Source organism: Enterobacter asburiae (assembly GCF_001521715.1).
GTDB lineage: Bacteria > Pseudomonadota > Gammaproteobacteria > Enterobacterales > Enterobacteriaceae > Enterobacter > Enterobacter asburiae.
In genome coordinates this window covers 3,408,977-3,421,216 of record NZ_CP011863.1, presented here as the reverse complement: position 1 = coordinate 3,421,216, position 12,240 = coordinate 3,408,977, and the positions used below count along the sequence as shown (strand labels likewise).

13 protein-coding genes are annotated in these 12,240 nt (G+C 55.6%); 6 read left to right on the top strand and 7 right to left on the bottom strand.

Translation table 11 applies throughout. The annotated features are described in order from the left end of the window. Window positions 1-2 precede the first annotated feature (2 nt). Together ACJ69_RS16525 and ACJ69_RS16520 are read right to left on the bottom strand one after the other, a co-directional pair. Window positions 3-917, bottom strand: coding sequence for a hypothetical protein (locus tag ACJ69_RS16525; RefSeq protein ID WP_032661890.1), 915 nt, complete (start codon window positions 915-917; stop codon window positions 3-5). A 15-nt stretch (window positions 918-932) separates the two neighbouring features. Beyond that, window positions 933-2,138: a glycosyltransferase gene (locus tag ACJ69_RS16520; RefSeq protein WP_054829882.1), complete on the bottom strand. Its 1,206-nt coding sequence runs from the start codon at window positions 2,136-2,138 to the stop codon at window positions 933-935. Window positions 2,139-2,343: 205 nt separating this feature from the next. Here ACJ69_RS16520 and ACJ69_RS16515 point away from each other — a divergent pair, with 205 nt between their 5' ends. Further along, the gene (locus ACJ69_RS16515; RefSeq protein ID WP_059347342.1) at window positions 2,344-3,144 is read left to right on the top strand and encodes a glycosyltransferase family 2 protein; all 801 of its coding nucleotides are present in this window, start codon (window positions 2,344-2,346) and stop codon (window positions 3,142-3,144) included. Between the two features lie 3 nt (window positions 3,145-3,147). Here ACJ69_RS16515 and ACJ69_RS16510 read toward each other — a convergent pair whose 3' ends face one another. Genes ACJ69_RS16510 through gpmM form a run of 3 tightly spaced genes read right to left on the bottom strand, consistent with a single transcriptional unit; the run spans window position 3,148 to window position 6,921 of the window. Beyond that, window positions 3,148-4,080, bottom strand: coding sequence for a divergent polysaccharide deacetylase family protein (locus ACJ69_RS16510; RefSeq protein ID WP_059347341.1), 933 nt, complete (start codon window positions 4,078-4,080; stop codon window positions 3,148-3,150). Between the two features lie 3 nt (window positions 4,081-4,083). After that, on the bottom strand, window positions 4,084-5,343 hold the full coding sequence (envC, locus tag ACJ69_RS16505; protein WP_229231479.1) for a murein hydrolase activator EnvC: 1,260 nt from the start codon (window positions 5,341-5,343) through the stop codon (window positions 4,084-4,086). 33 nt (window positions 5,344-5,376) lie between these two features. After that, window positions 5,377-6,921, bottom strand: a complete 1,545-nt coding sequence (gpmM, locus tag ACJ69_RS16500; protein WP_059347340.1) for a 2,3-bisphosphoglycerate-independent phosphoglycerate mutase — start codon at window positions 6,919-6,921, stop codon at window positions 5,377-5,379. A 247-nt stretch (window positions 6,922-7,168) separates the two neighbouring features. Between gpmM and ACJ69_RS16495 the strand changes: the two genes are divergently transcribed. The 5 genes from ACJ69_RS16495 (at window position 7,169) to cysE (ending at window position 10,278) form a co-directional block, all read left to right on the top strand. Next, the gene (locus ACJ69_RS16495; RefSeq protein ID WP_023309913.1) at window positions 7,169-7,600 is read left to right on the top strand and encodes a rhodanese-like domain-containing protein; all 432 of its coding nucleotides are present in this window, start codon (window positions 7,169-7,171) and stop codon (window positions 7,598-7,600) included. 11 nt (window positions 7,601-7,611) lie between these two features. Continuing rightward, window positions 7,612-7,863: a glutaredoxin 3 gene (grxC, locus tag ACJ69_RS16490; RefSeq protein ID WP_023309914.1), complete on the top strand. Its 252-nt coding sequence runs from the start codon at window positions 7,612-7,614 to the stop codon at window positions 7,861-7,863. Between the two features lie 32 nt (window positions 7,864-7,895). Then, on the top strand, window positions 7,896-8,363 hold the full coding sequence (gene secB / locus ACJ69_RS16485) for a protein-export chaperone SecB (protein ID WP_003860835.1): 468 nt from the start codon (window positions 7,896-7,898) through the stop codon (window positions 8,361-8,363). Further along, a complete protein-coding gene (gpsA, locus tag ACJ69_RS16480; RefSeq protein WP_054829881.1) occupies window positions 8,363-9,382 on the top strand; it encodes an NAD(P)H-dependent glycerol-3-phosphate dehydrogenase in 1,020 nt (339 codons plus the stop codon). The genes secB and gpsA overlap by 1 nt, the downstream gene beginning before the upstream one ends. Window positions 9,383-9,456: 74 nt before the next feature. After that, window positions 9,457-10,278: a serine O-acetyltransferase gene (gene cysE, locus ACJ69_RS16475; RefSeq protein WP_008502718.1), complete on the top strand. Its 822-nt coding sequence runs from the start codon at window positions 9,457-9,459 to the stop codon at window positions 10,276-10,278. Here cysE and trmL read toward each other — a convergent pair. Next, window positions 10,275-10,748, bottom strand: coding sequence for a tRNA (uridine(34)/cytosine(34)/5-carboxymethylaminomethyluridine(34)-2'-O)-methyltransferase TrmL (gene trmL, locus ACJ69_RS16470; protein ID WP_033147028.1), 474 nt, complete (start codon window positions 10,746-10,748; stop codon window positions 10,275-10,277). The genes cysE and trmL overlap by 4 nt on opposite strands. A gap of 45 nt (window positions 10,749-10,793) precedes the next feature. Then, window positions 10,794-12,134, bottom strand: coding sequence for an MFS transporter (locus tag ACJ69_RS16465; protein WP_059347339.1), 1,341 nt, complete (start codon window positions 12,132-12,134; stop codon window positions 10,794-10,796). Window positions 12,135-12,240 lie beyond the last annotated feature (106 nt).

The following is a 12,240-nucleotide window of genomic DNA, read 5'->3' as shown; positions in this document are numbered from 1 at the left end:
TTTCATTGATTCTTTTTCTCTTCGTCCGTCAGGTAACGCACCTTGCGGGTGTAGTCCTGACCTTTGAACAATAGTTTGTTATCCGGCGATTCAAGATACTTCTGCCATTCGGAGAGGGGGAAACCGCCGTGCGCGCCAATCACCTCTTTCGGCACAACGGCTTCCTGACCGCCGATCTTCTTGGAGACCGGCCAGTTCATCCAGTCGCCCAGGTTAACCGTTTTTAGATCCAGCATGTCCAGCAGCGCGGCGAGGGGTAATTGATCGGTCGGCGGCTGCGTATCGTCCATCAGCTCCCAGGTATCCTGGAAGAGCGTCAGCCACAGCGGGCAGATGCGGCGCCAGGTTTTTTTGGTTGCCGCAAGAAACGCGCCGTTAACGTGATCGACCAGATACGGGCGTACCGTCTCTTTGTAATACGCCGGCACTTTCTCCGCTGGCGCACCGTCCAGCTTGGCAATCATTTTGCCCTGACGGAAGCTGGAGTAGATGTGCATGTCGGCCATGTTGATTTCGGGCATTTTCAGCAGGTTGAGATCGGAATCGATCATCAATACGCCTTCACCGCGCGCCTGCAGCGGGGCGTTAAGCTTCACCAGACGGCTGAGGTAGATCTGCTTATAGCGGTAACCTTCCTCACGAACCGGAAGGTTAAGGGTCACTACGCGTGTTTTCGGCGGCAGTACCCCAAAGGCGGATTCAGGCTGATCGCTGACGATGACGATTTCGCTCACCCCGGTGGCGTAGCGTTCCGCGAAGGTGGCAGAGAGTAATGCTTCTTCGACGAAATCTGCGCCGGTACACGGAATCACAATAGAATCCACCGCAGCAAGCGCGCCCGTCACGGGCAGAGAGCTGTAAGGAATGTTGTGTCGCCCGGTGATATGACGATAGCGAGCATTAAGAAATTTAAACATAGTTATCTCGTTTGGTTAGTGCGCGCCAAGCACGGCTTCGACACCGCTGACATAGTTTTCGATGGCATAGGTATGACAGACGTTCTGGTATGCAGCCGCAGCCAGTCGAGCCCGCAGCTCCGCGTCTGCCCAGATATTGTCCAGATGCTGTGCAAGCTGTGAAACATCGCTCCAGGGGAAGAGCAGCCCTGTCGAATCATGATCAATCAATTCCGCCGTGCCGGTCACCTGAGAGCCAATCACTGGGATATTGAGAAGCATCGCTTCCAGCACCACGCGCGGCAGCCCTTCACTTTTTGAGGCGAGAATAAAGGCGTCAAACGTAGCAAGGTAATCAAAGGGGGTATTCTGAAAACCGGTGAAGATGACGCGGGATTCAATTCCCAGCGCTCGGGCCTGTTCTGTTAAAGCGCGGCGTTCGGCACCTTCTCCGACCAGCACCATTTTCCATTTCGCCTGGGGATGTTTCTGGCTGAACTGTGCCAGAGCCTCCAGCGTGTGGTGGTTGGCTTTGCGAGGGATTAACGACCCGATACTGCCGAACACAAACGTGTCGTCATCAATGTTCAGGCGCTGGCGCATCGCGCGTCGGTCAGGTAAAGGCTGGTGGATGTCGATGGCATTATTGACCGTCGTACACAGTTCGGGCCGGACGCCATGCTGAAGCAACACGCGTTCAACGCCGTGCGAGACGGCGATGATTTTTGTGGCATGGGCATTAACCAGCTTTACCAGCGGCGGGGTCAAAACAGGCTCAATGCGGCAGTGCTGGATCAACCGCGCCTGCAGATTCGCCGCCGCGAGATAGCCTTCCTCATTTGAGCCCGGCTGGTTATTCATATAGAGCGTATCGAAACCGCCCTGCGTGAAAAGGGTTTCGATTTTGCTGACGTTAGGCCTGATGCGCCACATGATATCCACATGACGCGTAAATGCTTTGCGGGCGCCGCGTGAGAAAAACAGCAGGCTACGTCCCGCTTCCTTCAGCAATTTGGCCCAGACCGGCTGCTGGCGTTGAGGGATCACGATGAGCGGGATGCCGATGCCGTTGAGCACCTGGCCAATTGTCTCACCTTCAGCACGACTATAATCACTGTAAAAACAACAGGTAATATCGAATTTATCGCGATTAATTCGCTTCAGGAGCTCAAGCATACTGTTGGTGCCTCCCCCCCATTCTTTACCCGTATCCAGGAGGAGAATTTTACTTTTGTGCGGCATGTCTGAATCCGTGTGCTACCCTTCATCTGACTGCATTATAAAGAATCTGTTGAAATAAAATAGATTTTTCTATTTTATTGCGCTTCAGGATTAGACAACATTTCAAGCGTGCTTATTTGAAAAGTGTGATTCAGGACTTTAATCGTCTCTACTCCTTTATATAGTATTAATAATATTAATTTAGGCTGCTATTGAGAGTGGGAAAATGTTTAAAATAACGGTCTGCTTATTAACGTTTAATTCTGAAAGATTATTGCACGATGTTATCCCGCCTCTTTTAAAAATAGCGGATGAAGTTGTCGTGGTCGATTCCGGCAGTACGGATAAAACACGATATATTTGTGAAAGCTTTGGCCTGCAACCCGTCTATAAAAAATTTGGCTGGCATGGCGAGCAGATGAACCATGCCATATCCTTAGCCAGCCATGACTGGGTCCTGTGCATCGACAGCGACGAAATTCTTGACCAGGAAACGGTTAATGCCGTTTTAACGTTAAAAGCAGGCGATGAGCCAGACCCCGGTATGGCATGGCAAATATGCCGCCACTGGTTTGTTCTGGGTGAAGAGGTCCGGACGATCTATCCTGTTTCATCACCCGATTATCCTGTGCGTCTTTTTAACCGTAAGCAGTCCCGGTTTAATAACCGACCGGTAGACGATCAGGTCGAAGGTTTTCTCCGTTGTGCGCGTATTCCGGGTTATGTAAAACATGATACGTTTCCCACGCTGCATGAGCTTTTTAATAAATTAAATTGTTATACAACTCGCCTGGTCCAACATCAAAAAATACGGCCCTCTATTGGGCGCGGCGTAATCAGCGCCATCGGGGCTTTTTTCAAATGGTATCTGTTTAGCGGCGCCTGGCGTAAGGGCAAAGTGGGGGTGGCAACGGGACTGTACGCCACAGCCTATAGCTTTTTGAAGTATTTCAAATCCTGGTATCAGCATCAGGAAAAAAAAGAGCCCGTTGCTAACGAGCAGACGGACTCTCAGATTGCGAAATAAGCGTCAGGCTTTCTTACCCCATCCCTGCCACTGCTGCTGGACGTATTTCACCAGCGTACTGTTACTGATGCTGTCTCCGATGACGGAGAAGAAGCGGGTAGCATAGACCGGTTCAAGCGGTTGCTTAGGTACACAGCGTTTCACGCCGCGGAACGGATTACGCAGCGCTGTCGGGGCAGGCTGCGCAGAATTTGGTGTAGAGGAATCCACCTGCGGCTCGTTCAGCAGATCGCTCGGACGCACCAGCGTGATATCGGCAGGCAAGGTCGGCAGCATCTGCTGCAGAACGCGAACGGTAGACGGGTGCGGATGACCGATGGCGATGGCTGAGCCATTGCGGCGTGCCAGCTGTACCGCGCGATTAAACTGCATGCGAATATCGGCTTCGTTCTGGGTATCATCTAGGAACACCTTGCGCTTAATCACCTTTACGCCCGTTCCCTGAGCGGCACGCATTGCCTGGCTGTTGCCGATGGTCATGCTGTCGAGGAAGTAGAGGTTGTAACGCTCCAGCGCCTGCATCACTTTGAGCATCCCGTACAGGCTTGATGTCATCGCGCTGCCCATATGGTTGTTCAGCCCTACGGCATACGGCACTTTGTTGTAGGCGTCGCGGATGATGCGCTCGATCTCCTCGCTGCTCATGTCCGGGCGCAGAGTGTCTTTTTCCAGCGGCTGCTTGCTGAGCGGGGCCATGGGCAGATGGATCAGCACCTGATGACCGCTGTTATGGGCTTTGGTCGCCATCTCACGCGCGTGGGGCGCATTTGGAAGAACGGCGACAGAAATGGCCGACGGCATCGCCAGCACCTGATTTTCATAGTGTGGACGATAACCGAAGTCATCAATCACGATAGCGAGTTTACCTGCATATACCGGTCCAGCCAGCGCCAGCGCGCTGACGACGGAGAAAACCATTCGACGAAATTGAAGCAAAACTTATCTTCCCAACCACGGCTGTGGATTGACCGCCTGACCCTGGCGACGAATTTCGAAATAGAGTGACGGGCGGCCCTGACCGCCACTGCTGCCCACAAGGGCGATGGGTTGGCCTGCGCGCACCTGCGTGCCGACGCTGACCAGCGCGCTCTGGTTGTAGCCGTAAAGGCTCATGTCACCTTTACCGTGTTCGACCACCACCACCAGTCCGTAACCCTGCAGCCAGTCGGCCAGAATTACGCGGCCATCGGCGATGGCTTTCACTTCGCTACCTTCAGACGCACCGATAACGATCCCTTTCCAACGTAGCTCACCCTGCAGCTGTTCGCCATAGCGATGCAGAATTGAACCGCGAACGGGCCAGAAAGCCTGACCGCGAGGAGAGCCCAAACCGCCGGTACGCGACATCAGGGAACGTTCGCTCTCGCTTGGCTTGTAGGTCGTGCCTTTACGGGACGCTTCCTGCTGTTTGTCGCGAACGGCCTGCGCCTCGCGAGCCTCTTTTTCGGCGCGCGCTTTCGCCGCCGCTTCCGCACGGGCGATGCTGTTACGCAGTTTTGATTCGTTGGCGCGCATTTCGCTGAGCTGGCTCTGACCTTCCTGAATGGAGGATTCAAGGCCGGAAAGGGTTTTCTTACGCTCGTTGCGAGCCTGCTCAAGCTTCGCCTGCTGGGCTTGCTGATCGTAGAGCAATGTCTGCTGCTGGCTCTGCTTCTCTTCCAGCTCGGCTTTTTGCGTGGAGACCTCTTCGCGCGTCTGCTTCAGCTGCGCGATAGTCTCCTGACGCGCCTGGTTGAGATAGCCAAAGTAGGCCTGCAGGCGCTGACCGCGCTGACTCTCTTCGCCGCTGAGGATCAGCTGGAGTCCGGTATGTTCGCCCTGGCGGAATGCGGCATCAAGCTGTGCGGCAAGATTGCGCTCCTGCGCGTCACGCTGGCGCTCGAGTTTGGCAATCGACGCGTTCATCTCGTCGATCTGTTTATTCAACTGGGCGAGGGTGTTTTGCGTTTCACGGAGTTTACGCGTGGCGGCGGAGATCGCCTCTTCCTGCTGCTTAAGCTGGGCGAGCAGGGCGGAGCGTTGCTGCTGCTGCTGGCGTACCGCACGCTCTTTGGCGGCGATATCGGCCTGAATGGATTTCAGCTGGTCGCGGTCATCCGCGTGGGCGGATGCGGCGCACAGCAATACGCCAGCGCTGAGTGCGCTGGCGTAAAACAGAGGTCTGACTGATAACCTAAGCGGCTTCACGACCCATGTGATTGAAAAAATCGCCTTTCCCCTCATGGGGAGCGATTATTCCACGATGAACAGCGGCTTACCAGTCATCTCTTCAGGGATCGGCATACCCATCAGCGACAGCATGGTTGGCGCGATGTCAGAAAGCTTGCCGCCTTCCACTGCTTTCAGTGATTTATCACCCACATAAATCAGCGGAACAGGCAGGTTGGTATGGGCCGTGTGCGCCTGGCCGGTCGCCGGGTCGCGCATCTGTTCAGCGTTACCGTGGTCAGCGGTGATCAGCAGCTGGCCGCCAACGGATTCAACCGCTTTCGCTACCTGCTCAACGCAGTGGTCCAGCGCTTCAACCGCTTTCACTGCCGCTTCCATCACCCCGGTATGCCCAACCATGTCGCCGTTCGGGTAGTTACAGATGATGGTGTCGTACTTACCGCTCTCGATGGCCGCAACCAGTTTTTCCGTCAATTCTGCAGAGCTCATTTCTGGCTGCAGATCGTAGGTAGCGACTTTCGGGGAGTTGATCAGAATGCGGTCTTCGCCTTTGAACGGCTCTTCAACGCCGCCGTTAAAGAAGAAGGTGACGTGCGCGTATTTTTCAGTTTCGGAAATACGCAGCTGCGTTTTGTCGTTCTTCGCCATCCACTCGCCAAAGGTGTTTGCCAGAGATGCTGGCGGATACGCGCAAGGCGCTTTGATGTCTGCGGCGTATTCGGTCAGCTGGATGAAATCGAGGTTTACCACTTTTTTGCGGGCAAAACCGTCGAAGTCGCTGTTAACGAACGCACGGGTGATTTCACGCGCGCGGTCAGCGCGGAAGTTCATGAAGATCAGCGCGTCACCATCTTCCATGGCGGCGTCGGCCTGGCCTTCAGCGCGGATCACTGACGCTTTCACGAATTCGTCGTTTTCATCACGTGCATAGGCCGCTTCCAGCGCTTCAACGGCGGTCGCGAACTGGAATTCACCTTTTGCCAGGGTCATCAGGTCATAGGCCTGTTCAACGCGATCCCAGCGGTTGTCGCGGTCCATAGCGTAGTAACGGCCAATGATGGACGCTACGCGGCCTTTGCCCAGCGCGGCGAACTTCTCTTCGAAGGCTTGCAGAGAGCCTTTTGCGCTGCGTGGTGGCGTATCGCGACCGTCCAGGAAGGCGTGCAGATAGATTTTTTCCGCACCGCGCTCGGCGGCCAGTTCAACCATCGCCATGATGTGATCTTCGTGGCTGTGCACGCCGCCCGCAGAGAGCAGGCCCATGATGTGTACGGCCTTGCCAGCGGCAACGGCTTTATCGACCGCGCCAGACAGCGTTGGGTTGGAGAAGAAGGTGCGTTCTTTGATTTCAACGTCCAGACGCGTCAGATCCTGATACACAATACGCCCGGCGCCCAGGTTCACGTGACCGACTTCGGAGTTGCCCATCTGGCGGTCCGGCAGGCCCACTTCCAGGCCAGACGCGTCAATCAGCGTATGCGGACGTTTCGCCCACAGGGCATCCATGACCGGGGTTTTGGCGTTGAAAATAGCGTTATCCTGGCTATCTTCACGGTAGCCATAGCCATCCAGAATCACCAGTACCATAGGTTTTTTAGAAACCGACATTGCGACAACCTCATGCTCAAGAGTCAAAATTTGCGTAATTTTACTACAGCTGAATCGATCAAATAGCCGCAGAAGATCAAAGAAAGCGCAGGGGCAAGATGTTCACCAGGCCATTTTGAGGCATTTTTTTAGGTGGCATGCCGCAGAAAATGGATTAGGTTATGGTCGCTGGCTGTATTTGCCAGAACGCACAGGTATACTCCTGTCCTGGTTTTTTTTATCACTTAGTCGGGAGTAGTTACCCTCCATGCAAGAAATTATGCAATTCGTTAGCCGCCATCCGGTTCTGAGCATCGCGTGGATTGGCCTGCTGGCTGCTGTGCTGTTCACCACATTTAAGAGCCTGACGTCTAAAATTAAGGTTATCACCCGTGGTGAAGCGACGCGTCTGATCAACAAAGAAGATGCCGTCGTGGTCGATCTGCGTCAGCGTGACGATTTCCGTAAAGGTCACATTGCGGGGGCAATCAACCTGCTGCCAGCTGAAATCAAAGCGAACAACGTCGGTGAGCTTGAGAAACACAAAGCCCAGCCGATTATCGTTGTCGATGCGACCGGCATGCAGGCACAGGAATCTGCCAGCGCGCTTCATAAAGCAGGCTTCGAAAACGTAACGGTACTGAAAGAAGGTATTTCCGGCTGGAGCGGGGAAAATCTTCCTTTGGTTCGCGGTAAATAAGGAGTTCAGTCATGGCCAATATTGAGATCTATACCAAAGCGACGTGCCCGTTCTGTCATCGTGCGAAAGCGCTGCTGAACAGCAAAGGCGTCACGTTCCAGGAACTGCCGATCGACGGTGACGCGATTAAACGCGAAGAGATGATCAAACGTAGTGGTCGCACGACGGTTCCGCAGATTTTTATTGATGCGCAGCACATTGGCGGCTGTGATGACTTGTATGCGCTCGACGCCCGTGGTGGACTCGATCCGCTGCTGAGCTAAGAGACTTTAGGACAATTAAAAAGGGTATTTCCATGTCAGAACAAAACAACACCGAAATGACTTTCCAGATCCAGCGTATCTACACCAAGGACGTCTCTTTCGAAGCGCCAAATGCGCCACATGTTTTCCAGAAAGATTGGCAGCCAGAGGTTAAACTTGATCTGGATACCGCATCTACCCAACTGGCAGATGACGTGTATGAAGTCGTGCTGCGTGTTACCGTTACCGCGTCTCTGGGCGAAGAAACTGCATTCCTGTGTGAAGTACAGCAGGGCGGCATCTTCTCTATCGGCGGTATCGAAGGCAACCAGATGGCGCATTGCCTGGGTGCGTACTGCCCGAACATTCTGTTCCCGTATGCGCGTGAATGCATCACCAGCCTGGTTTCTCGCGGTACATTCCCGCAACTGAACCTTGCGCCAGTTAACTTTGATGCGCTGTTCATGAACTATCTGCAGCAGCAAGCTGGCGAAGGTGCTGAACAACATCAGGATGCCTGATGAGCACTGTTAATGCGTCAATGACTGTGATCGGTGCCGGCTCATACGGCACCGCTCTTGCCATCACGCTGGCAAGAAATGGTCACGAAGTGGTTCTCTGGGGCCATGACCCAAAACATATCGCAACGCTGCAACGCGACCGTTGTAACGTGGCGTTTCTTCCTGACGTTCCGTTCCCCGACTCCCTGCATCTTGAAAGCGACCTTGCGACCGCGCTGGCGGCCAGCCGCAACATTCTGATTGTGGTTCCGAGCCATGTATTTGGCGACGTGCTCCGTCAGATTAAGCCGCTGATGCGCCCGGATGCGCGCATTGTCTGGGCGACAAAAGGACTGGAAGCCGAAACCGGACGCTTGCTGCAGGACGTTGCGCGCGAAGCGCTGGGTGATGAGATCCCGCTGGCGGTCATCTCCGGCCCGACCTTTGCCAAAGAGCTGGCCGCTGGCCTGCCGACGGCGATTTCGCTGGCCTCCACCGATCAGGCTTTCTCCGACGATCTTCAACAACTGCTGCACTGCGGCAAGAGCTTCCGCGTCTACAGCAACCCCGATTTTATCGGCGTGCAGCTGGGCGGTGCGGTGAAGAACGTGATTGCGATTGGCGCCGGGATGTCAGACGGCATTGGCTTTGGTGCCAATGCGCGTACGGCGCTGATCACCCGAGGGCTGACCGAAATGTCCCGCCTGGGCGAAGCGCTGGGTGCCGATCCGGCCACCTTTATGGGGATGGCTGGCCTGGGCGACCTGGTGCTGACCTGTACCGACAACCAGTCTCGTAACCGCCGCTTTGGCATGATGCTCGGACAGGGCAGCGATGTAAAAGGCGCGCAGGATAAGATTGGTCAGGTGGTTGAAGGCTACCGCAATACCAAAGAAGTCCGCGAGTTGGCGCACCGTTTCGGTGTCGAAATGCCAATAACCGAGGAAATTTATCAGGTATTGTATTGCGGAAAAAATGCGCGCGAGGCAGCATTGACCTTATTAGGTCGTGCGCGCAAGGACGAGCGCAGCAGTAACTAGTCGGAACCGTTGTCACCTGAATGACCCAGCCAGCGCAGAACTGGCTGGTCATTAACTATCGTCTGGAGTAAGCAATGCCGTGTGAAGAACTGGATATCGTCTGGAACAATATTAAAGCCGAAGCCCGGGCGCTGGCCGACTGCGAGCCTATGCTGGCCAGTTTCTACCACGCGACGCTACTCAAGCACGAAAATCTCGGCAGCGCGCTGAGCTATATGCTCGCCAACAAGCTGGCTTCCTCGATCATGCCAGCTATCGCCATTCGTGAAGTGGTGGAAGAGGCTTACGCTGCAGACCCGGAAATGATCGCCTCTGCCGCCTGCGATATTCAGGCTGTGCGCACGCGTGACCCGGCGGTCGATAAATATTCTACGCCGCTGCTGTACCTGAAAGGCTTCCACGCCCTGCAGGCTTACCGCATCGGCCACTGGCTGTGGAATGAAGGCCGCCGCGCGCTGGCGATCTTCCTGCAAAACCAGGTTTCCGTAACGTTTCAGGTCGATATTCACCCGGCGGCAAAGATTGGCCGCGGGATCATGCTCGACCACGCCACCGGGATTGTCGTCGGGGAAACGGCGGTGATTGAAGATGACGTCTCGATCCTGCAGTCGGTTACCCTGGGCGGTACCGGTAAAACCAGCGGCGATCGCCATCCGAAAATTCGTGAAGGGGTGATGATTGGCGCGGGTGCCAAAATCCTCGGCAATATTGAAGTCGGGCGCGGCGCGAAGATCGGCGCAGGCTCCGTAGTGCTCCAGCCCGTGCCACCGCATACCACCGCCGCTGGCGTACCGGCGCGCATCGTCGGTAAACCAGACAGCGATAAGCCGTCTATGGACATGGATCAGCACTTCAACGGCATTCACCATACCTTCGAGTATGGTGACGGCATTTAACTTCTGAGAATGGCGCCCGGGTAACCCAGCTGGCGCCAGGCTTCATACACCACCACCGACACCGCGTTCGACAGGTTCATGCTGCGGCTGTCCGGCATCATTGGAATACGGATTTTCTGCTCGGCGGGCAGGGCATCCAGGATCGTGGCCGGCAGGCCGCGGGTTTCCGGGCCAAACATCAGATAGTCACCTGCCTGATAGCTCACGGCGCTATGCGCTGGCGTGCCTTTGGTGGTCAGGGCGAACATGCGCTGCGGCTTCTCTGCTTCCAGAAACGCGGCGTAATCGTGGTGACGAACGACGGCGGTAAATTCATGATAATCCAGCCCTGCGCGACGCAGACGTTTGTCGTCCCACGTAAAGCCCATCGGCTCAATGATATGCAGACGAAAACCGGTGTTCGCACACAGGCGGATGATATTGCCGGTATTCGGCGGAATTTCTGGTTCGAATAAAACGATGTTAAGCATGCTGCCCCCTTAATTGCGGGGGCAGAATAGCAGAAAAGAGAGGAACTACGCGACGCCGGGTTCCTGCGAGCGGCTGTACAGCATTTTGTAGACGGTTGCCGCAGCGGCCACCAGAGCGGGCACGCTGAGGATCATTAAAATACTGTCTGCCTGCCACTGCATAGAGAGAAGCTGGGCGCTGGTCATGGTTCCCGCCACGCCGCCAAAGCGGCCGATCCCCTGCATCCAGGCGATGCCCGTCGCGCGGCACTCGGTAGGGTAAAAGGTGGCGGCCAGGGTTTGCATGCCCGACTGCGCGCCGTTCATCGCGATCCCCATCAGGAAAATCAACCCGCCAAACAGGGCGATATGGTTATGCTCAATGCCAAGCAAAAGGATGAGGCCCATTGTCAGCACGAAACCACACGCGACCACCCAGTGCGCTTCCCAGCGGTCCATCATCCAGCCCGCGAGCAGAATGCCTGCGGTGCCGCCGAAGGTGAACAGCGAGGTGAGCCAGGCGGATTCCGCCAGAGCATAGCCCATCCCCTGCATCAGCGTTGGCATCCAGCTTAGCAGAACGTAGTAAATGACCAGCCCCATAAAGTAGGTCACCCACAGCATCAGGGTGCCGGGCAGCCAGGGCATGGAAAACAGCTGCGACACGCTCCCTTTTTTAGAGGCGACTTTCTCCTCCGCCAGGAAAAAGCCCGTGACGCTATCCAGCGTGCTGCGGGCGAACCGGCTGGCGATGCGGCGGACCTGCATGACGTCCTTCCCGCGCTGCACCAGAAACTTCACAGACTCCGGTAAAAACAGCGCCAGCAGCAGCGTTAAAATCAGCGGCGCAATCGCGCCGGTCAGCAGCACGCTTCGCCAGCCGTGGTGGGGGATAAGCCAGGAAGAGATCGCGCCGCCGCCCGCCGCACCCAAAGGGAAGCCGCAGTACATGGTATTAATCGCCATGGCGCGACAGCGCTGGGGGGCAAACTCGGAGATCAGCGTGATGGCGTTAGGCATTGCGGCGCCGAGCCCCAGGCCCGTCAGAAAGCGCCACAGCATCAGGGTATTCAGACTTTGCGCCCAGGCCGTTCCCAGGCTCGCAAGGCCGAAGAACAGGCACGAAAAGACCAGCACCCGCTTGCGCCCCATCCGGTCAGATACCGGACCGGCAATCAGCGCGCCCAGCGACAGCCCCAGCAGCGCTGCGCTCAGCACCGGCCCCAGATCCTGTTTGTGTATCCCCCATTCTGCCGACAGCGTAGGCGCGATGTAACCCATCGCTGCCGTATCAAAACCATCAATCGCCAGAACCAGAAAGCCCAGCACAATGAGCAGCCAGTGAAACCCTGAAAAGGGACTCTCATCGATCACCTGCTGAATATCCACCTTACCTGAATACGCCATACGCTCCACTCCGATCTGATGTTGTTTTTGTGTTCTTGTATTTGCTTGTCTATACAATTGCGGACGGCGGGTGGATGTCAAATTTTCTTATCCAATATGTTATCTG